Consider the following 19,357-nt stretch of genomic DNA (forward strand, 5'->3'; position numbering starts at 1 on the left):
CGCAATGCTTGCGCCCTCCGGAGGGCGCAAGCATTGCGCCCCTACAGATACCTTCCTTTCAGTTGAGCGTTTGAAGGATTTATATTTTGCAATCCCCTGATGGATTTTTAAACTTAAGAGTTCAAGATTTAAAAAGAGCAATTTCAGGTAAAATAGAATGTAATTCTGTTGTCAGGACCGAGAACCATGAAAGGACTCTGGCTAGAAAATCAGCAATTACAACTGCGATCGCAACTTCCCATCCCCGAACCCCCAGAAGGAGAAGCCCTCATCCGAGTTTTGCGGGCGGGAATCTGCAATACTGACCTCGAACTGCTGCGGGGTTATTATCCCTACAGTGGCATTTTAGGCCATGAATTCGTCGGTGTGGTGGAACGCGGACCCGAATCCCTGCAAAATCAGCGCGTTGTCGGAGAAATTAACGCCTATTGCGGAAACTGTCGCTTTTGTCGGAAGGGACAACCCACCCACTGCGAAAATCGCACCGTGTTGGGAATTGTCAATCGCAATGGCGCTTTTGCCGAATATTTGACCCTGCCGGTTAAAAACCTGTATGCGGTGCCGGATACAATTACAACGGATATGGCAACCTTCACCGAACCCGTCGCTGCTGCCTTAGAAATTCAGGAACAAGTCGCCATCACCCCAGGCGATCGCATCTTGGTGGTAGGCGATGGCAAATTAGGGCAGTTAGTCGCCCAAACCCTGGCCCTCACAGGTTGTGACTTGCTGGCAGTGGGGCGACATCGGGACAAACTGGAGAATTTGGAGTCCCTGGGCATTCAAACGGGATTCGCCGATGCCGTTACAGACCGCCAATTTGATATCGCCGTGGAATGTACCGGCAACCCCGAAGGATTTACCATTGCCCGTCGCGCCTTACGTCCCCGGGGCACCCTCGTCCTCAAAAGCACTTATGCGGGTCACCTCACCCTAGATATCTCGTCCCTGGTGGTGGATGAAATTACCCTAATCGGGTCCCGTTGCGGTCCATTTCCCAAAGCTTTAGAGCTATTAGCACAAAATAAGATAAATGTCAACCCTTTAATTCAAGCAAAATATCCCCTCGACGAGGCGATCGCCGCCTTTGAACACGCCCAACAGCGAGGGGTTTTAAAAGTGTTGTTAGAGATTAGCCCATAGAATGTCATTGGTCATTGGTCATTTGTTATTTGTCATCTGGATTGTTGAAGACCAATGACAAGGGACCAATGACCAATGACAAGGGACTAATCCCTCAGTTCCGATAATCCACACAATCGATCGCCTCTTCCGACATCGCCCGAGTGGGATGGACGGGACACTTCAAATGAGGGTCATTGGTAAAGAAGACGCAATAGGCACAGGGAATCTGGTGCATTCGCTTGGCATTAGTCGTTGCCGAGGCGATCGCACTAAAAAGGCTCCACCCCAGCAACATCACCAAAACCCAAGCACTGACAAAGCAAATTGGCACTAAAAATGGCTCAATGGCGCGAGTCAGAGAGTACAGCAGTTGGAACACAGGCCAATACTCCAATCGATTACATCAAAATATGCTTTTAACTCATACCACAAAGAAAGCAACCTGATAAAATCTAAAAAAGAACTAAAAACCGCCGGACAAACCGGAGTTATTGGGCAGAATTGCCTAATTGATTCTTTTTTGTATTTGAAATTACAGGAACTTTACTATGTCTCTGCGTTTAGGTGATACCGTACCCAACTTTACTCAAGCATCCTCCCAGGGAGAGATTAACTTTTACGACTGGGCGGGTGAGAGTTGGGTGGTGCTGTTTTCTCATCCTGCGGACTACACCCCAGTTTGCACCACGGAACTCGGGGAAGTAGCCCGTCTCCAGGCGGAATTCGACAAGCGCAATGTCAAAACCATCGCCCTGAGTGTGGATGATGTGGAATCCCATAAAGGCTGGATTGTCGATATCGAAGAAGTCGGCAACGTGAACGTCAATTATCCCATTTTGGCCGATGCCGATCGCAAGGTATCCGATCTGTACGACATGATCCATCCCAATTCCAACAATACCCTCACCGTGCGATCGGTTTTTGTCATTGACCCTCAGAAAAAACTCCGGTTGGTGTTAACATACCCTGCAAGTACCGGACGCAACTTTGTGGAAATTCTGCGGGCGATCGACTCCTTACAACTCACCGACAACTACAGCGTTGCCACCCCAGTCAACTGGAAAGATGGCGATGACTGTGTGATTGTCCCTTCCATCAAAGACCCCGAAGTGTTAAAGGAAAAATTCCCCAAAGGATACACTGCGGTTAAACCTTACCTACGTTTAACGCCACCCCCGAATAAATAAAACCCTGGGCGATCGGCCCTGCTAATCTGTAGGGATGTTCCGAGAAAGATAGCCCTCCAAACAGGGCGATCGCCTGACTCTGCTGAATGAATTCATAAAACAATCAAACCAACAGTTGTAATCGCCCGCCCTAGAACAAGAACCAATGGATATTAAACAGGGTTTCATCGGAACCGTAGGGAATACCCCCTTAATTCGACTCAATAGCTTTAGCGAAGAAACCGGATGTGAAATTTTAGGAAAAGCCGAATTTCTGAATCCTGGAGGGTCCGTTAAAGACCGCGCCGCCCTCTTTATTATCGAAGAAGCCGAACGCAAAGGTTTACTCAAACCCGGGGGGACCGTTGTCGAAGGAACCGCAGGCAATACCGGCATTGGATTAGCCCATATTTGCAATGCCAAAGGCTATAAATGCTTAATAGTTATTCCCGAAACCCAATCTCAAGAAAAAATAGATACCCTCACCACATTAGGGGCCGAAGTGCGGAAAGTTCCCGCAGTTCCCTACCGAGCTCCCAATAACTATGTCAAGGTTTCCGGCAGACTCGCCGAAGAAATGGACAATGCAATTTGGGCCAATCAATTTGATAACCTAGCCAACCGAATGGCCCATTATCAAACCACCGGACCCGAAATTTGGTCCCAAACCAACGGGAAAATAGACGCTTGGCTGGCTGCAACGGGAACTGGCGGAACTTATGCCGGAGTTTCTATGTTTTTAAAAGAAAAGAACCCGGACATTAAATGTATTGTTGCTGACCCAATGGGTAGTGGATTATATAGCTATGTCAAAACTGGCGAAATCAACCCCGTCGGCAATTCCGTCACCGAAGGCATTGGCAATAGTCGGATTACCAAAAACATGGAAGGTGTCCCGATTGATGATGCCATTCAAGTCGATGATCAAGAAGCGATTCGCGTCATTTATCAACTCCTCCAAAAAGATGGGTTATTTATGGGCGGATCCGTGGGAATTAATGTCGGTGCTGCTGTCGCTTTAGCCAAAGAAATGGGTCCGGGTCATACCCTGGTAACGGTTCTTTGTGATAGTGGACAACGCTATCAATCCCGGTTATACGATCGCAATTGGTTAGCCTCTAAAGGATTATCCCCCGACTAAGGGAACTCCAAAAAATAAAATCCCCAAAAAACCCGCAGGCTGTTCGCGTAGCGTTCCGTAAGGAAAGCCTGGGGCTACACGGACAAAGCCCGCCTGCGCGGCGTCATACAGTCTTGTTAGGTGCTTAACCATCGGGATTTGGATGATTTATTTGTTGGAACACCCTAAATCACAAGTTGCAGCATTTTCATTCATCCCTGAATTTATCTGTTGGTCCAAAATCGGGAAAAAATCTCTATTTTTCTCGATGTTAGGATAAAATATTCAGGGTAAAAACTGGGTAAATTATTTATACAATCAAGGGGCTGAAAGACTATGGCATCTCAAGTTCACCTCCCCTATTTTGACCAAATTTTGGCATTATTAAAGGACCAAAATCAAGAGGCGATCGCCGCATTTGGTCGTCACGTCCATTGGGGATACTGGGAAGACCCCAAGCGCGCCGATGGCACCCTTCCCGACTTTGCCAACGCGACTGAACAACTCTCTCGGAAGGTTTGCGATGCGGGAAACATCACCGACGGATTAAAAATTCTCGATTGTGGTTGTGGATTTGGGGGCACGATCGCCAGTCTCAACGAACGGTTTTCTAACTTAGAACTGGTGGGAGTTAATATTGACGAACGCCAACTGGAAAGAGCGCGATCGCAAGTCCAACCCCTCAATCAAAATGCCATCTCCTTCGTCTGTGCCGATGCCTGCAACCTACCCTTTGAAGACAACTCCTTTGATGTCGTCCTCGCCGTCGAATGTATCTTCCATTTTCCCAGCCGAGAGACCTTCTTTCAAGAAGCACACCGAGTCTTAAAACCCGGAGGACACCTCGCCATTTGCGATTTTGTTCCCCTAAAAATCAGCCTCCCCCTCATGCAATTTCTGGATAAATTTTTGCAATCATCAGTCCAGAAAACCTACGGATTAGTCCAGAGTAACTTCTCCTTATCCACCTATCAAACCCTCGCCCAAACCACCGGATTTATCCCCAGAATCACAGAAGATATCACCCGCAATACCCTACCGACCTACCCCCTAGTTCGCCAACTCTGCCGCCAAAATGGAGCAGCCGAAACCGCCAAAATTACCGCCGGTGCAGAGTTAGTCAGCAAATTAGGAATTACCCGCTATTTAATTCTTTCCTTTGAGGCCATTGACCCCTACTAAACGAGTTCTCATCTGTACAAATCGCACCTGCCGCAAACAAGGTTCCCAAAAAGTCCTCGCCGCCTTTCAATCCTTACCCATTGCTGATGTCACCATTGAAAGTAGTAGCTGCTTAGGACAATGTGGAAATGGACCAATGGTGCTCATCCTCCCCGAAGAAACCTGGTATTCCCAGGTGCAACCTGGTGAAGTGAAAACCGTAGTCGAAAGACATCTCCAAGGCGGCATTCCGGTTAAGGGAATGCTATATCGCAAGTTTCATCCTCAGTAATCGATTGGTCATTTGTCATTTGTCCATTGTCATTTGTCATTTGGATTGTTGACCAATGACCAAGGACCAATGACCAATGACCAAGGACCAATGACCAATGACCAATGACCAATGACCAAGGACCAATGACCAATGACCAAGGACCAAGGACCAATGACCAATGACCAAGGACCAAGGACCAAGGACCAATGACCAATGACCAATGACCAAGGACTAAGGACCAATGACCAAGAACCAATGACCAATGACCAATGACCAATGACCCATCATCCTAGATAAGCAGTCATGCAAAATTAATTGCATACTTTTGTCCTAGATTATCGAGGACATTAGTCACATAATCAACTAAATTTTGCCAGCTTTTATAAGCTTCTATTTTAATCCATTCATATTTGAGAAATTTCCATAAAATTTCAATTAAATTTAGTTCAGGTGAATAGGGAGGCAACCAAAATAGCTCCAGGTTCTTGGTCTTCCATTCTTCTAGTTTTCCTAGGACTGCGTTACTGGTGTGAATTGAGGCTTGGTCCATTACTACGACAGTTCTTTGGGTTAATTCTTCACTGAATTTATCTAAAAACTTAATGTAAGGATTCAGGTGAGGGGCTTGACAGGAGGGGATTGTGGAGTAAAGTAGTGATATGAATCTAAAGAACCTGCCACAGCTACCAGAGCGTCCGACCCTTGAACAGTTGCCACTGACGCAACTGGTGGATATGCTGTTGGCACAGTCTAAGATCATAGAAGAGTTGAAAGCTGAGGTTAAACGTCTCAAGCTGTCTAACGGGCTGGATAGTAAGACCTCATCGAAGCCTCCCTCTACAGACGTTCTCAAGAAATCTGAAAAACCCAAAAAGCAATTGAACGCCGAAACGAACCCAGAACCCAAACGGAAACCAGGGGGGCAACCGGGTCATCAAGGTTCGACGCGCAAAGGATTTAATAGAATTGACCGCACAGAAGAATTGATTCCAACCCATTGTGACCACTGTGGCGGCAGCCGTTTTGAGGACGAACCAGTATCGGTCAAAGTTCAACAAGTGGCTCAACTGGTCTTGCGCCCCATTGAAGTCGTCGAGTATCGTTAGTCACGGCTTCGATGCAGTTGCTGTGGACAAGAAAGTTCAGGAGCATGGCCCAAGCGGGTTATTCCCGGTCAAGACTTGGATGCCGGTTTACAAGCATTACTCGGATGGCTCGGTTGTTATGGACAGATATCTTATGAAAAACAAGCCGAACTCTTGGGTGAACTAGGTCTTGGGGAAGTGGGCGTAGGAACCCTGGTTAATACCAACGCTCGAATTGCCAAAACTATCACCAATGCCGTCAATGAACTGGCTTTGGCGCTACCCGCTGTGTCACACATCCATGTCGATGAAACTCCCTGGATAGTTAAAGGCGTTAAAGAGTGGTTATGGGTAGCTACCCACCCGAATTTTTGCCTATTTCATGCAGCGGATACCCGAGGCCGAGTCGAACTGGAAACCTTATTAGGCAAACAATTTAACGGGGTACTGGTAAGTGATGATTTCAGTGTATATAACGGGTATCCGGCTTCCGCCCAACATCCATGTTTAGCCCATTTCAGACGCCATCTCAAAAAATTGATTAAATTTGATAAGGGTGTTCCAACAAATAAATCATCCAAATCCCGATGGTTAAGCACCTAACAAGACTGTGTTAGCCCGCGCAGGCGGGCTTTGTCCGTGTAGCCCCAGGCTTTCTAAGCGGAACGCTACGCGAACAGCCTGCGGGTTTTTTGGGGATTTTATTTTTTGGAGTTCCCTAACAAAGTTAAAGTCACTATTGGAAAGACATTCCTGTCGTTGGTAGATGAAGCGTTTCGGCAACATCGCCTGTGGCGTGAAAATGGGGATGATTCTTCGTGCCGAACCTGGGGCATAGAGTTTAGGTTGAGGGTGGAAGCAGCTCTAAGCGAATGGTTACCTTTATCGGGTTACGAGGCCGGAAAGCTGCTGCGTAATTTAAAAGAAAAAGCCGAACAATGGTGGTACTTCCTAGAGCATCCAGACATTCCTCCAGATAATAATTTGCAAGAAAGAGCTTTACGATTAGGGGTGACTAAACGTAAGGTGAGTGGGGGTTCTCGGTCGATGGCAAGATTTGAAAAGACAGCCAAATTGTTGAGTGTGGTTCAAACCTGTCGATTTCAGGGCCGCTCCTTTATGGAGTTTTTAAAAGAAGCCCTTTCGGCTATGGCTCACCCAGAATTACCTTACCCTACTTTGATTCCTCCAGGCCCGACATAACCTCCGATTGGGGTGGATTTTATAAATACGAACACTCACTAATCTAAGTTTTTATCCCTTTTTTCCCGATGATAACTTCGGGTTGTTTCTGTTTGACTTAATTTATTGCTTTCGTTAGAGAACGCTAATATTTCATCATCTCTGCTGACCTCTGATTACTCGGTCTCACAGTGGTCCCATTTTTTAGACCTGAATCCTTACGACAAATCTTTCAAAGATGGCATCCAACATTGGAATTACTCTCCCCTGGTTTTTACTGACGAATATTACTTAACCTACCCAAAGAAACAGAAATTCTCGCTCAAGAAACTGATCCGGGTTGTCTCAAGGGTCACACCCCTGATGTTTTTCCGGGCCCTCCCTTATAGACCATGACTCTATGAAGTTCAACACAACGAGCCGGACCACTCAAATCTCGGAACCCCATTATCCATTCTCATTGGGAGCCAAACCTGATTCGATTCTAGTGTAATTGAAGGGGTCCGGCCTTCTTAGTGCCCAAACGGCACCCTCTATGACGCCATAGACTGCCTGAAAGCTCTCAATGGCTAGGGAATGACCTCGTTTGTATTAGCGGACCTGGACCAAGGCCAGCTCTGTCAATAGGTATTTTTCCTTCATTTGAGCGCCACCTTATATACAGCACCCCCTAAAGTTACCCTTTATAAGGTGTCATTAATTTCTGATATTTGAGAATTCATGGAGCCTAAAAGGAGCTTAAAATGGCTCCTTTTATGGCTCCACACCAGACCAAGTATCGGAATATCAAGGGTTTTGGCCTGTTTCTCCATCACCTTGACAGGGCTAGGTTTCTTCACCCCATCTCGTTCACTTGCCAAAATTTATGCAGCAACCCGGTTTCTTATGGAAGGAACGCAGAGGGAGAATAGGAGAAGGGATTATTCTAATAAAAACTTCATAATTCCAGGGGATGAAATCGTCAGGTATTGTTGCTGGCCTGAAGGCGATCGCAATTCAATCTTAAGCGTATTGCTATTGGGTTTCCCCGAGATATTTTCAATCCTATACCCTTGCAAATTGGGACATTTACCTGTTACCACCTGAGAACCTTGCTGGGATTGTTTTTTGAGAAACTCGTGCCAAAACCGGGAGTCTTCATGTCCGATTAATCGATATCTACAAGCATTTCCTTTAATCCGTTCAGTTTCAATCAAATATCCCTTTTCCTTCGCTCGGTGCATCGTATCCCCAAATCGATGGCTGACGGTTATTAAATCGCTAGGGTAGTGCCACTCCCCATCACTCATCAAAGCCAGGAGTAAATCGATTTTAGTAACTTTTGGTTCGGTCATATTGGGCCTCGTCGCACCCAGAATATTTCTGGGTCTAGTTTTATGTCAACTAGATTATCGGAATCGGGGTCATTTCAGTCGATGGGAGTAAACTGTTCACGGCTGCGCTATGAGGAAGCCACTCATGTTGGGTCTGTCAGGAGGGGTCAGAGGAATACTGAAGTTGGGAGGTTGAGCATTTTTTCCAAAGAATAACTTCCCCCTCTTTGTTCGTAGTAACGACTTGAGTCGTTACTTGCCTGTCATGGCTCCTGCCATGACAGGCATCAGCACTGGAGGAGTAGCACAGGGGTGCGTTACTTGGCTTTAAGCCCAGTAACGCGGTCACGACTCATACGGAATCCGGTTCTCAAAGGTCTATAAAAACCCACGCCCTCAAGGGCGGAAGCTCACAGGACGTTAGCGAAGCCATGCCCCTTGGGCTATAGCCTGCCGACGCCGGCTGAAGAGAAAATCGACTTTTACCAACCGGATTTGGTATCAAGTCGTTACTACAAACATTTTTGCCAAAGAATAACTTCCCCCTCTTTGTTCGTAGTAACGACTGGAGGAGTAGCACAGGGGTGCGTTACTTGGCTTTAGGCCCAGTAACGCGGTCACGACTCAAGTCGTTACTACAAATATCGGAGAGGAAAGACTGAAGTCGTTACTACCGATTTTGTAGATTAGCCCGCCTGCGCGGGCTAAGTTCGTGTAGCACCACCCTTTAGGGTGCGGGACATGGAGACGGGTTTTAACTTTAAAAACTACATCGGGGGAACTGATGTACAACCCTGTCTAGAGAAAATTTAGTGATTGACAAAAAAATGCGGAATTATTATTTAAAATAACTTTTGATAATATATTAAAGTCCTGGCATATTTCCCACTCTACATGACTAACACCCAAGCAAAATATCTCAGCCTAAAAGAGTTCCTGAACCTACCGGAAACCAAACCAGCTCAGGAATTTATTGAAGGAGAAATTCTCCAAAAACCAATGCCAAAAGGAAGACACAGCCGCTTACAAGGTAAACTTTGTATTGAAATTAATCAGGTCAGCGAAGCCGCCAAAATTGCTTATGCTTTTCCTGAACTGCGCTGTAGTTTTGGCAATCGGTCTATTGTTCCGGATATCGCCGTTTTTCTCTGGGAGAATATTCCCTTTTTGTCCGATGGAGAAGTGCCGGATAATTTTAACCTGCCCCCAGATTTAGTCATTGAAATTCTTTCCCCCGAACAAAACCCGAATAAAGTGATTGGTAATATTGTGTACTGTATTGAAAATGGCAGTGAATTGGGGTGGTTTCTTGACCCCGAGGCCCAAAGTATTCTCGTTTTTAGGCGCGATCGCTCTCCCCTGGTCATTAAAAACCAGGATACTTTGCCAGTATTAGAGGGAATGGAATTAACTCTGAGTGCTGCTCAAGTTTTTGGCTGGCTGAAAATGGGTTCTTAAAATCTTGCGGCGATTCCCAAAGGATGCCCTTACATATGAGCAGCAAGGTCGCTTCTCATCGCCCTCCCCTTGGCAAGGGCAGGGTTTGGGGTCTACCCCGCGTAGGAGGAACCTCCGTTATGGTGGCCCCACTTTGCCCGGTGAGGGGTGCGGGCAAAAGTTCCCATCCTAGTAACAATCCCCTATAATCAACAGAGTTTTAAAGATTTGTTGCAAATCGCCCCTTCTCACCGCATCTGGATCCGGTAATCGGGGATTGAGGGAACTCTCAGCAATCCGGGAAATTCATAGTTCTCTATGAAAGTTGCTCTCAAATCCCACGGATCCCAGTCCAAGCATAACGAGCGTTATGGAATTTATACTGTTCCCATGACCCAAAACTGGCTAATCAACAACCTAGGGACTGCCTTTCAGTCCGTCGCTGCTTCCCTCTCAAGGCCCCAGAAACGGCTGATCCTGTTGAGTCTGGATACGGCAGTCTTTCTGGTCGCCATCTATGGGGCATTTGGACTCCGGTTCAGCAGTCTCTTACCGATTCAACAAACCTGGCCCTATCTGTGGCTGATTCTGCTTCTAATTGTAATCAAGCCTTTGGTCTTCCTGGTGACGGGAATGTACCGCCCAGTGCTGCGGTATGCAGGCTTGGAATTTTTATTAACCGCCACCAAAGCGGTCCTGTTCAGTTCCGGGGCCTTTGTCCTGCTGGCCTATTTATTTGAGTTCCTCCAACTCCCGCGATCGGTCCTCCTCAACGACGCCCTGCTCACCCTGTTATTAGTGGTGGGAGTGCGTCTGTCTCTGCGATGGTTGGTGAATACCCTCATCGGTTTGCCTCGGCAAAATCGAACCCCGGAACGGATTGTGATTTATGGTGCTGGTTCTGCCGGGTCGCAACTGGCTCAGTCCCTCGTTCATCACCCCAGCTACCAACCTGTTGCTTTTGTCGATGATGACCCCTCTTTAGCCAATCAAAATATTCAAGGACTCCCGGTTTACGCTCCCTCTACATTACCGAGACTCCAACTTCAAAAGCCTTTTGATACTATTTTATTAGCCATGCCTTCGGTCGATCGCATCAGAAAGCGGCAAATTTTAGAAGGCTTACAGTTCTTGTCCCTGCCGGTCAAAACCGTTCCCTGTGTGGGCGAAATTCTATCCGGTCAGGTCTCCATTAGTGAAATTAGAAATATTGATATTGCTGACCTCCTCGGTCGAGAAGAAGTCATCCCCGACCCAGAATTGTTGCGGATGAATATCACCGGCAAAACTGTTTTGGTCACTGGGGCTGGGGGGTCCATTGGCTCGGAATTGTGCCGCCAAATTGCTCAACAACAGCCCAAATGTTTGGTGCTCTATGAATTAGGCGAATTTGCCCTCTATAGCATCGATATGGAATTAGCCGAAGCTTATCCCCCCCTCAAGTGCGTCGCTTGTTTGGGTTCAGTGAACGATGAGAAGCGGCTGGCTGGAGTTCTGACCCAATATCAGGTGGATACCATTTATCATGCCGCCGCCTATAAGCACGTTCCCTTAGTGGAAGCCAATCCTGCTCCGGGAATTATTAATAACGTAGTCGGGACTTGGACCACAGTGCGCTGTGCGATCGACTGTGGGGTAGCTAATTTTGTGTTGATTTCCACCGATAAAGCCGTTCGTCCCACCAATATCATGGGGGCCAGTAAACGGGTGGCGGAACTGATTGTCCAAGCTTTAGCCGAGCGATCGGGTGTGTCCACTCGTTTTACCATCGTGCGCTTTGGCAACGTCCTCGATAGTAGTGGTTCAGTAGTTCCCCGATTCCGCAAGCAAATCGCTGAGGGTCAAGCCATCACCGTCACCCATCCGGAGATGACTCGTTATTTTATGTCCATCCCGGAAGCCGCCCGCTTGGTGATTCAGGCTGGAGCAATGGGAAAACGCGGGGAAATTTTCTTGTTAGATATGGGTGAACCCGTGCGGATTTATGATTTAGCCCTGCAGATGATTCAGTTGAGTGGGTTAGTCCCCGGAAAGGATATTGATATTAAAATTACCGGCTTAAGACCCGGAGAAAAACTGCACGAAGAATTATTGGTCGATAGTGCTAAAGCCAGACCGACTCAGCATCCTAAAATCTTTTGCGCTCAAGAAGCGAAAATTCACTGGGAATTTTTACAGCCCCTGTTAGAAGCCCTGGTCCAAAAAACTCGCACCGATGATTTGCTGGCTATTCGAGCCGAATTGCAACGGCTCGTTCCCGAGTATCAGCCTTCCTGCTTAGGTTTTCGGTCTCCTCGGTTAACATCCCGCTGCCAGTTAGAAGAAACCAAGGGGATTGGGGCTTCCAAGTTGACCGGCTCGGGAAAACATGATGCAACAGTGTTGTCGAGTCTGCCTGTAGAGGGAAGAGGTGTGGGCAGTGATAGCGTTACCCTACCTTAATCATCCTGATTCCGACCCTCTTGAAGCCGAGACTTCAGGAGGGGCAATTTTTTCCATGTAGAATGGGATGAAACCGGCCATCGGGGGTAACGGAAGGGTACTCAAGTCCGTAAACGATCGCGATCGCCCTGCACTCCCCGGATTTGGCTCTGCGACCTCCCCCGGGTTGCAGTTACCCCATCGATTCTGCGAGTTGATGGCTCGGGCAGGAACCCAGAAAACAGCAGGGGGTCTTCTATACCCCATCGTTGCTCCATTCCAATTTCTCTACATAAATTCTTAAGCGACAAATCCAGTTGTAACTCTATGGTCAGTCCAGAATCCTTTTCTACCCCCTCTGATTCCCATAAATGGTCGAGCAGACCGAACCTCAGACAACCGATCGCCCCGTCAGTCTCGGGATTGACCTTCTCCATGTTGCTTGCCCTGACAACAGCACTCCCGGCGGTTGCCCAGCCCTCCCTAGCACCGGGACAACCACCCCAACTTTTGGCCCAGGGAGCAGCCTTCCAAGAAGCCTATACCCTTGGTCCGGGCGATCGCATTCAAATCGATATTTTTAACGTTCCCGAATACAGCGGCGAAAATGGTCAACACCAAGTCCTAGTCGATGGCACCTTAAATCTCCCCCTGGTCGGCAGAGTCTCCGTAGAAGGACTCACCTTAGAACAAGCCGCAGGCAGACTTAGAAACCTCTATGCCCCCTATCTGCAACGCCCCGAGTTTCTCACCATCTCCCTGATGGAGCGTCGTCCCGTTCAAGTGGGAATTTCCGGAGAAGTCAGAAGACCCGGTTCCTATATCATCGCCATGAATGAAGCGGGTAGCCCCAGGCCCACAATCACTACGGCGATTGAACTGGCCGGAGGGATTACCTCCACGGCAAATATTCGTCAGGTGCAGCTTCTACGGCGGTCTAGAGGGGGGCCAAATCAACTGATTACCATCGACCTCACCACCCTAGTCCAGTTGGGAGACCTCAGTCAAGACATCACCATTCGCGATGGCGACACGATTTTTATTCCCCCAGACCCCAACATTAACGCTAATGATGCCCGTCAGCTTGCCGAGGCCAGCATTTCCGGGGATTCTTCTCAACCGATCAATATCGCCGTAGTCGGGGAAATTAATAAACCCGGTTCCTACACCGTGGCAGGAACCGCTGAAACCGGGGGACTCCTGACCCTCACCCGCGCCCTCCAAACCGCTGGCGGGGTGACCCAATCGGCAGCCGTCGGTCAGATTCAAGTGCGACGACAACCAAAATCTGGACCTGCCCAAATCCTGTCGGTCAACCTCTGGCAGCTTTTAAACGGGGATATTAGCCAAGATATTATTCTTCAACAAGGGGATACCATCTATGTGCCTACAGGGAGTGGATTTAGCCCAGCGGAATCCTCTCGGTTAGCCCAGGCCAATTTTGCCGGGGACCCCACCCAACCTGTCAATATTGCCGTCGTCGGTGAAGTGAGCCGACCCGGTTCCTACACCGTCACCCGCATGGATGAGACAGGGGGACTATTAACTGTCACCCGAGCTTTACAAACTGCCGGTGGCGTTACACAGTCCGCACAGTTGGGTGAAATTCAAGTGCTGCGCCAACCCCAGGCAGGTCCAGCCCGACGGATCCCGGTGAACCTCTGGGCCTTACTCCGACAAGGAGATCTCAGCCAAGATATTATTCTCCAACAAGGGGATACCATTTATGTCCCCACGGGCACCGGCTTTAATGCCGCAGAATCAACCCTATTAGCCGAAGCCAGTTTTGCCGGTCCTCGCAATCAACCTGTCAATATTGCAGTGTCTGGGGAAGTGACTCGTCCAGGATCGTACACCGTGACGCGCGTGGATGAGGCGGGTGGACTCCTCACCGTCACTCGGGCCTTGCAAACTGCAGGGGGAGTCACCTTATCCGCAGATATTCGTGAAATCCGCGTCAACCGTCGCCCGAAAGCCGGTTCACCTCAAACCATTGTGGTGAATCTCTGGGAAATGCTCGATCGCGGGGATTTCAGTCAGGATATCATCCTCCAACAAGGGGATACGATTGAAGTGCCAACGGCGAGTAACCCTAATCCCATAGAAACGGCTCGCATTGCTACGGCTAACTTTGCCGCGAATAGCTCTACCCCCCTGAATATTGCGATCGTCGGAGAGGTCAACCGTCCCGGAACCTATACCGTTTCCGGAGAAGATGTCGCCGCTACAGGGGACATGGAAACCCTCACGGAGCCTACCACGGGTGGGGGCGTAGTGGGACTCCCGACCGTCACCCGAGCGATTAAAATTGCCGGAGGGATTACCCCAACTGCGGATATTCGGCGGATTCAAGTGCTGCGGCAACGGAAAAATGGCACCCAACAACTGATTGATGTGAATCTCTGGGAACTCCTAGAAAATGGCGATTTAAACCAAGATGTTCTGCTGCAACAAGGGGATACGATTGTGGTCCAAACCGCGACTAATATTGATTTAGCCGAAGCCCCCAGACTCGCGACGGCCAGTTTCTCCCCGAACCGAATTCAAGTCAATATTGTGGGTGAAATCCAGGAACCGGGAGTGGTGGAATTACCCCCCAATGCTTCCTTAAACCAAGCGATTTTGGTCGCGGGAGGATTTAATAATACCCGGGCGGAAAAAGATGAGGTGGAACTGATTCGCTTGAACCCCAATGGCACCGTGTCTCGGCAAACCATTCCCATTGATTTTGCTCAGGGACTGGATGAAGGGACCAACCCCATTCTGCGAAACAATGATGTGATTGTGGTCGGGCGTACCCGGTTAGCTAGATTCGGAGATAGAATCAGCCCAGTCGGGCAAGTGACCAATTCTGTATTCTCTCTGTTTGGAATCTTACGATTTTTTAATCTGTTCTAAAGGTACAGTTAAGGGCAGACCAAAAACATAAAATCACCAAAACCCGCACCCTGAAGGGTGGGGCTATACGGACGAAGCCTGCCTCCGCAGGCTACAAGAGTATTGTTAGGTTTTTAAGCACCGAATTTGGATGATTTATGTTTGGGAATCTCCTAAGGGCAGACAGACCAACTGGGTTTCTTGACCCAATCTCTGCTAATCAGCAACAAATCGGGTCAAGAAACCCGGGTTTTGGTCCCCTTGAACTGCTCCATTAGGGCCGTTTTAGGAAGGTTCGAGTCAGGGTCAAATGCGGGAGCAATTCAGTTTTCCTATCACTGCTCCTGATTCAGGGCACAATCCTTTAACCAGACTGTTACGATACGAAGGAATACACCATCACCAGAGATTGACATGGAGAGCGCACCCAATCCTCAGCCGTTAACTCTTCACCACCCCGGTAATCAGTCACAGCTTGTGCCGATGCCTTATATGGCTGAATTCCAAGATCCAGATGAGGAAGAATTGGACCTCGGTCAGCTATTTGCCGTGATTCGTCGTCGAGCCTTTGTGATTCTGGGCGTTGCGACTCTCGTCACAGGTGGGGTGGCCGTCTGGACTGCCAACCAAACCCCAGAGTATGAAGGCAAGTTTCAAATTCTCGTCGAACCCGTCACCAGTCAGGATGATAATTTTTCTCGGATTTCTGCCCTAGCTGGGGGACTGGGCGGACAATTTCTGCAAGGACAGGGTTCGGGGTTGGATTATGATAGCCAACTTGCGGTTTTACAAAGTCCCAAACTAATGGACCCGATCGTTCAGCAACTCCAAGCTCGCTATCCCGAACTGGACTATAACGCCTTGATTGGGGGCAACGAATCGCCTCTCTCCCTCGATCGCTTCAATAAAAATACGAAAATTCTCGAAGTTCGATACCGAGATGCGGAACCGGAGAAAATTCAATTTGTCTTGGAAACCCTCCAAAATGCTTACCTGCGCTATAGCTTAGAAGACCGCAAGAGCAATATTAGTCAGGGGATTCAATTTATTGAAGACCAACTCCCACAATTGCGGCAACGGGTGGATACCCTGCAAGAACAACTCCAGAAGTTTCGGCAGCAGTACAATATTATTGAACCCCAGTTACAAGGGGAACAACTGGCTCAACAACTCACCAAACTAGATGACCAGCTTTTAGAAGCCCAAGCTCAACTGGTTCAGGAGCAACAATTGTATGAAACCTTGCGCCGACAAATCGGACTTGAACCCGGGACTGCGATCGCCGCTTCGGTTCTCAGTGAAGCTCCCACCTATCAAGCTCGACTCAATCGCCTCAAAGAACTCGAAAATCAAATTGCCGCTGAATCAACTCGCTTTACCCCAAACTCACCCCAAGTTCAAGTCCTCTTAGAAGAGCGACGAACTATCGAATTGCTATTAGGACAGGAAGCCTCAGAAGTGTTAGGGAGTCAGCTACCCGGGGGCGTAGTGGGTAACCCCCAAGCTCCTTTTCAAAACACGATTCGCACCGGCTTGATTCAGGAAATGGTCAAAGCGGCCAGCCAAATTCAAGTCCTCCAAGTCCGAAATCAAGTGCTCGGGGAAGCGGCGAAAATGTTAAGCGAATACCGCGAACAATTTCCGGTGATCTTGCGCCAGTACACGGATTTGCAGCGAGAACTCCAAATTGCTAACACCACCCTCACCGAATTGTTAGCCCGCAGGGAAGGGTTGCGGGTGGATGCAGCAGAACGAGAGATACCCTGGGAAGTGATTTCCTCAGCGACGATTCCTCGGAATGAAAATGGGGAGTTGGTTCCGGTTTCGCCGAGTCTGCCTCGGAACCTGGTTTTAGGGGCGATGTTGGGGTTGATGTTGGGATTTGGGGCGGCATTATTAGCCGAGCGCTTGGATAATGTGTTCCATTCTCCTGAAGACTTAAAAGATGCCACCCGCTTGCCGATTTTAGGATTAATACCGGCGAGCGATCGCTCGGTTGTCCTCCCCTCTGCGGATGCTCGTGGCGGTGCTGCTGTCCAAGATTTCCGCGATTTTGGCTTTTTAGAAGCATTCCGCGCCTTGAATGCCAATATCCGCTTCCTGACTCCCGGTAAACCCCTGCGTTCCGTGGCGATCGCCTCGGCAATTCCGGCAGAAGGTAAATCCACCGTGGCGGTCAATCTCGCCGAAGCTGCCGCATCAATGGGACAACGGGTTTTATTGGTGGATGCGGACTTACGCTGGCCCCAAGTCCATAAACGCTTAGGATTACCCAACCGTCAAGGGTTAACCCATTTGATTGCGACGGAAATGGATATGAATGAAGCCATTCAGCGATCGCCCGTTGAACCCAATCTCTTCATCCTTACCGCTGGTGCCACCCCCCCTGACCCCATCAGGTTGTTGTCTTCTGAAAAAATGCACAACCTGATGCAGCAATGGCACAGTTTATTTGACCTAGTGATTTATGACACCCCGCCCCTGCTGGGGGTCGTAGATGGTCGAGTATTAGCTGCCTATACCGATGGCATTGGGTTAGTCGTCAGCATCGGTCAAACCGAAAAACCCGCCATCCAACAAGCGATCGCCGAACTGCAAACTGGCAATACCAAAGTCCTGGGAATTATTGCCAACGGCGTCCAAGGACAAAACAGCGCCTGGGATTATAGCAGGCACTACAACAATGGAGGCGATCGGGAACTAGAAGCGGAGGAAGAAGAAGAAGCAATTTCTCTTTAAATCCCAAGGATGGGTCTTATGTCATTGGTCATTGGTCATTTGTCCTTGGTTGAGATGGGAGGATGGGAAAAAAGTTTGTAGTAACGACTTGCTGTCGTTGCTCTCGTGTTATGGCATAAGCCATAACACGAGCAGTCCCAGGGTCTAGCGCCTGCGTGGGAACTGGAGCGATCTCCTGATATCAGGGCGTTACTTGGCTGCCGCCAAGTAACGAGGCAACGACTGAAGTCGTTACTACGAACATCTCCCCCATCAACAAATGACCAATGACCAATGACCAATGACAAATGACATAAGACCCCAAACTACCCATTAAACAACTCAAAAGTCTGCTGGCAAAAGATTTTCAACTTGTCCTGGACCTCAGCAACTGGCTCCGTTGCCCCTACAAAGCGCCAGTTTTCCACCGTGGAAAATCGCCATTGTTGTCCTTGATGGTTGTAACCGGCTGATTCGACTCCGATCGCCCGGCGATCGCCATCCAGGGGGTCCTCATGAAACCGGATTTGAACTAAAATACTCCGACTCTGCAATGAGCGACTCCATCCGGGAAAGTGAAATCCAATATCAATAGAATCCGGATCCACCAGTTCCTGGGTATTCGGGTCATTCACCCAGGGTTTCAAATCTGCCCGTGCGTCAGGAAACTGTAACTTAAAAAGATTAACGACTGCCGCAATCTTGCTGGCGAGTTCAAAATTTTTAACCTGTTCTGCTGCATTCACGCCCAATTATCCTCCACTCACGAATAGATATTGATGTTAAACCGTTTAGATTGAGGGTCGTCTTTTAAGACTCGGTAAAAATTTCATCAGTTTAAATGAACGGCACGGGGTGGCTTTAGGCCAAAATATTATGTTGATAACGGTACCGCAAGTATGGGTACCGTTTCCGAACGAGTAGGAATTACACCCATGTCTATACCCTGTCAAATCGTTGTAGAAGGAAATCCGGCAATTATCTATGCCAGTAGAAATGGAGCGCCAGACAAAGTTCGACGCATCCTCAAACCCTTTCTCGGTAAATTTTGCCAAGAACGAGAGGCGGCTGGAGAATACCACGATACACCGGAGTGCTTAGTAGCCCAGATTGTAGTTCGTTTCGGCTTTGAAATTTGTGAAGATGATTTCTCTAACCTCAAAGTCAGCATGACTTACGACCCCAATGCAGAATACATCTACTCCGTAGAATCTGATTTAACCGTCCAGGTTTGGATTCCAGAAGAAGAGTATCGAAAAAATCCCGATGTGGGATTGAAAGGTTGCCGTCTATTACCCGAGGAAGGTTGGAAAATCGATTAAATGTCATAACGCTGTCAATCGGTCAAAGTTGAGAGGGGCGCGCGGGTTTGCCCCTATCCTGATGTTAGGACTGACGCACTGAGACGATGGAGAGGGGCAACTTCGGGGGTTTAAACCCTCGCCCAGTCAAGGGGGTAAATTTAAGGACGAAAAATT

Annotated in this window: 16 protein-coding genes and 2 pseudogenes; 13 read left to right on the plus strand and 5 right to left on the minus strand. The window is 48.5% G+C overall.

What is annotated here, in order from left to right; translation table 11 throughout:
- The first annotated feature begins 186 nt into the window (after nucleotides 1–186).
- Nucleotides 187–1,143 carry an alcohol dehydrogenase catalytic domain-containing protein gene (locus tag NG833_RS00200; protein WP_254563319.1) on the plus strand — a complete coding sequence of 319 codons (957 nt, stop codon included), beginning with the start codon at nucleotides 187–189 and terminating at the stop codon, nucleotides 1,141–1,143.
- A 94-nt stretch (nucleotides 1,144–1,237) separates the two neighbouring features.
- Here the strand turns inward: NG833_RS00200 and NG833_RS00205 are convergent, their stop codons facing one another.
- On the minus strand, nucleotides 1,238–1,504 hold the full coding sequence (locus tag NG833_RS00205; RefSeq protein WP_254563344.1) for a hypothetical protein: 267 nt from the start codon (nucleotides 1,502–1,504) through the stop codon (nucleotides 1,238–1,240).
- Between the two features lie 169 nt (nucleotides 1,505–1,673).
- Between NG833_RS00205 and NG833_RS00210 the strand changes: the two genes are divergently transcribed.
- From NG833_RS00210 to NG833_RS00225, 4 genes are all read left to right on the plus strand, one after another.
- Nucleotides 1,674–2,312 carry a peroxiredoxin gene (locus NG833_RS00210; protein WP_254563320.1) on the plus strand — a complete coding sequence of 213 codons (639 nt, stop codon included), beginning with the start codon at nucleotides 1,674–1,676 and terminating at the stop codon, nucleotides 2,310–2,312.
- Between the two features lie 145 nt (nucleotides 2,313–2,457).
- Nucleotides 2,458–3,432, plus strand: a complete 975-nt coding sequence (locus NG833_RS00215) for a cysteine synthase A (RefSeq protein ID WP_254563321.1) — start codon at nucleotides 2,458–2,460, stop codon at nucleotides 3,430–3,432.
- A gap of 315 nt (nucleotides 3,433–3,747) precedes the next feature.
- Nucleotides 3,748–4,593, plus strand: a complete 846-nt coding sequence (locus NG833_RS00220) for a class I SAM-dependent methyltransferase (protein ID WP_254563322.1) — start codon at nucleotides 3,748–3,750, stop codon at nucleotides 4,591–4,593.
- Nucleotides 4,580–4,864 carry a ferredoxin gene (locus NG833_RS00225; protein ID WP_254563323.1) on the plus strand — a complete coding sequence of 95 codons (285 nt, stop codon included), beginning with the start codon at nucleotides 4,580–4,582 and terminating at the stop codon, nucleotides 4,862–4,864. The genes NG833_RS00220 and NG833_RS00225 overlap by 14 nt, the downstream gene beginning before the upstream one ends.
- Before the next feature lie 283 nt (nucleotides 4,865–5,147).
- Here the strand turns inward: NG833_RS00225 and NG833_RS00230 are convergent.
- Nucleotides 5,148–5,450 (minus strand): annotated as a pseudogene (locus NG833_RS00230) (transposase); the annotation flags it as partial.
- Nucleotides 5,451–5,505: 55 nt separating this feature from the next.
- Between NG833_RS00230 and NG833_RS00235 the strand changes: the two are divergent.
- The 3 genes and pseudogenes from NG833_RS00235 to NG833_RS00245 form a co-directional block, all read left to right on the plus strand.
- Nucleotides 5,506–5,952, plus strand: coding sequence for a DUF6444 domain-containing protein (locus NG833_RS00235; RefSeq protein WP_254563324.1), 447 nt, complete (start codon nucleotides 5,506–5,508; stop codon nucleotides 5,950–5,952).
- A gap of 75 nt (nucleotides 5,953–6,027) precedes the next feature.
- Entirely contained in the window at nucleotides 6,028–6,534 is a 507-nt protein-coding gene (locus tag NG833_RS00240) for a transposase (protein WP_254563325.1), read from the plus strand.
- A 105-nt stretch (nucleotides 6,535–6,639) separates the two neighbouring features.
- Nucleotides 6,640–6,972, plus strand: a pseudogene (locus NG833_RS00245) (transposase); the annotation flags it as partial.
- 1,061 nt (nucleotides 6,973–8,033) lie between these two features.
- On the opposite strand, the gene NG833_RS00250 reads toward NG833_RS00245, so the two are convergent.
- The gene (locus NG833_RS00250; protein WP_254563326.1) at nucleotides 8,034–8,447 is read right to left on the minus strand and encodes a hypothetical protein; all 414 of its coding nucleotides are present in this window, start codon (nucleotides 8,445–8,447) and stop codon (nucleotides 8,034–8,036) included.
- An 873-nt stretch (nucleotides 8,448–9,320) separates the two neighbouring features.
- Between NG833_RS00250 and NG833_RS00255 the strand changes: the two genes are divergently transcribed.
- Together NG833_RS00255 and NG833_RS00260 are read left to right on the plus strand one after the other, a co-directional pair.
- Nucleotides 9,321–9,884, plus strand: a complete 564-nt coding sequence (locus NG833_RS00255) for a Uma2 family endonuclease (protein ID WP_254563327.1) — start codon at nucleotides 9,321–9,323, stop codon at nucleotides 9,882–9,884.
- Nucleotides 9,885–10,181: 297 nt separating this feature from the next.
- Nucleotides 10,182–12,305, plus strand: a complete 2,124-nt coding sequence (locus NG833_RS00260; protein ID WP_254563328.1) for a nucleoside-diphosphate sugar epimerase/dehydratase — start codon at nucleotides 10,182–10,184, stop codon at nucleotides 12,303–12,305.
- Between the two features lie 101 nt (nucleotides 12,306–12,406).
- On the opposite strand, the gene NG833_RS00265 is transcribed toward NG833_RS00260, so the two are convergent.
- Complete coding sequence (locus tag NG833_RS00265; RefSeq protein WP_254563329.1) at nucleotides 12,407–12,562, minus strand: hypothetical protein; 156 nt, start codon at nucleotides 12,560–12,562, stop codon at nucleotides 12,407–12,409.
- A 49-nt stretch (nucleotides 12,563–12,611) separates the two neighbouring features.
- On the opposite strand from NG833_RS00265, the gene NG833_RS00270 reads away from it, so the two are divergent.
- Both NG833_RS00270 and NG833_RS00275 read left to right on the plus strand, forming a co-directional pair.
- Nucleotides 12,612–15,182, plus strand: coding sequence for an SLBB domain-containing protein (locus NG833_RS00270; protein WP_254563330.1), 2,571 nt, complete (start codon nucleotides 12,612–12,614; stop codon nucleotides 15,180–15,182).
- Between the two features lie 393 nt (nucleotides 15,183–15,575).
- Entirely contained in the window at nucleotides 15,576–17,900 is a 2,325-nt protein-coding gene (locus NG833_RS00275) for a polysaccharide biosynthesis tyrosine autokinase (protein ID WP_254563331.1), read from the plus strand.
- A 305-nt stretch (nucleotides 17,901–18,205) separates the two neighbouring features.
- Here the strand turns inward: NG833_RS00275 and NG833_RS00280 are convergent, their stop codons facing one another.
- Nucleotides 18,206–18,625: a hypothetical protein gene (locus NG833_RS00280; RefSeq protein ID WP_254563332.1), complete on the minus strand. Its 420-nt coding sequence runs from the start codon at nucleotides 18,623–18,625 to the stop codon at nucleotides 18,206–18,208.
- A 189-nt stretch (nucleotides 18,626–18,814) separates the two neighbouring features.
- Here NG833_RS00280 and NG833_RS00285 point away from each other — a divergent pair, with 189 nt between their 5' ends.
- Nucleotides 18,815–19,201, plus strand: a complete 387-nt coding sequence (locus tag NG833_RS00285; protein WP_254563333.1) for a histidine kinase — start codon at nucleotides 18,815–18,817, stop codon at nucleotides 19,199–19,201.
- Nucleotides 19,202–19,357: the final 156 nt, after the last annotated feature.

The organism is Oscillatoria sp. HE19RPO (assembly GCF_024220515.1).
Lineage (GTDB): Bacteria > Cyanobacteriota > Cyanobacteriia > Cyanobacteriales > Laspinemataceae > Laspinema.

Excerpts from the sequence above, each read along its gene's own strand:
- NG833_RS00200 (WP_254563319.1), top strand. The coding sequence starts at position 187 with ATGAAAGGACTCTGGCTAGAAAATCAGCAATTACAACTGCGATCGCAA.
- NG833_RS00210 (WP_254563320.1), top strand. The coding sequence starts at position 1,674 with ATGTCTCTGCGTTTAGGTGATACCGTACCCAACTTTACTCAAGCATCC.
- NG833_RS00215 (WP_254563321.1), top strand. The coding sequence starts at position 2,458 with ATGGATATTAAACAGGGTTTCATCGGAACCGTAGGGAATACCCCCTTA.
- NG833_RS00220 (WP_254563322.1), top strand. The coding sequence starts at position 3,748 with ATGGCATCTCAAGTTCACCTCCCCTATTTTGACCAAATTTTGGCATTA.
- NG833_RS00235 (WP_254563324.1), top strand. The coding sequence starts at position 5,506 with ATGAATCTAAAGAACCTGCCACAGCTACCAGAGCGTCCGACCCTTGAA.
- NG833_RS00250 (WP_254563326.1), bottom strand. The coding sequence starts at position 8,447 with ATGACCGAACCAAAAGTTACTAAAATCGATTTACTCCTGGCTTTGATG.
- NG833_RS00255 (WP_254563327.1), top strand. The coding sequence starts at position 9,321 with ATGACTAACACCCAAGCAAAATATCTCAGCCTAAAAGAGTTCCTGAAC.
- NG833_RS00260 (WP_254563328.1), top strand. The coding sequence starts at position 10,182 with ATGAAAGTTGCTCTCAAATCCCACGGATCCCAGTCCAAGCATAACGAG.
- NG833_RS00265 (WP_254563329.1), bottom strand. The coding sequence starts at position 12,562 with ATGGAGCAACGATGGGGTATAGAAGACCCCCTGCTGTTTTCTGGGTTC.
- NG833_RS00270 (WP_254563330.1), top strand. The coding sequence starts at position 12,612 with ATGGTCAGTCCAGAATCCTTTTCTACCCCCTCTGATTCCCATAAATGG.
- NG833_RS00275 (WP_254563331.1), top strand. The coding sequence starts at position 15,576 with ATGGAGAGCGCACCCAATCCTCAGCCGTTAACTCTTCACCACCCCGGT.
- NG833_RS00285 (WP_254563333.1), top strand. The coding sequence starts at position 18,815 with ATGTCTATACCCTGTCAAATCGTTGTAGAAGGAAATCCGGCAATTATC.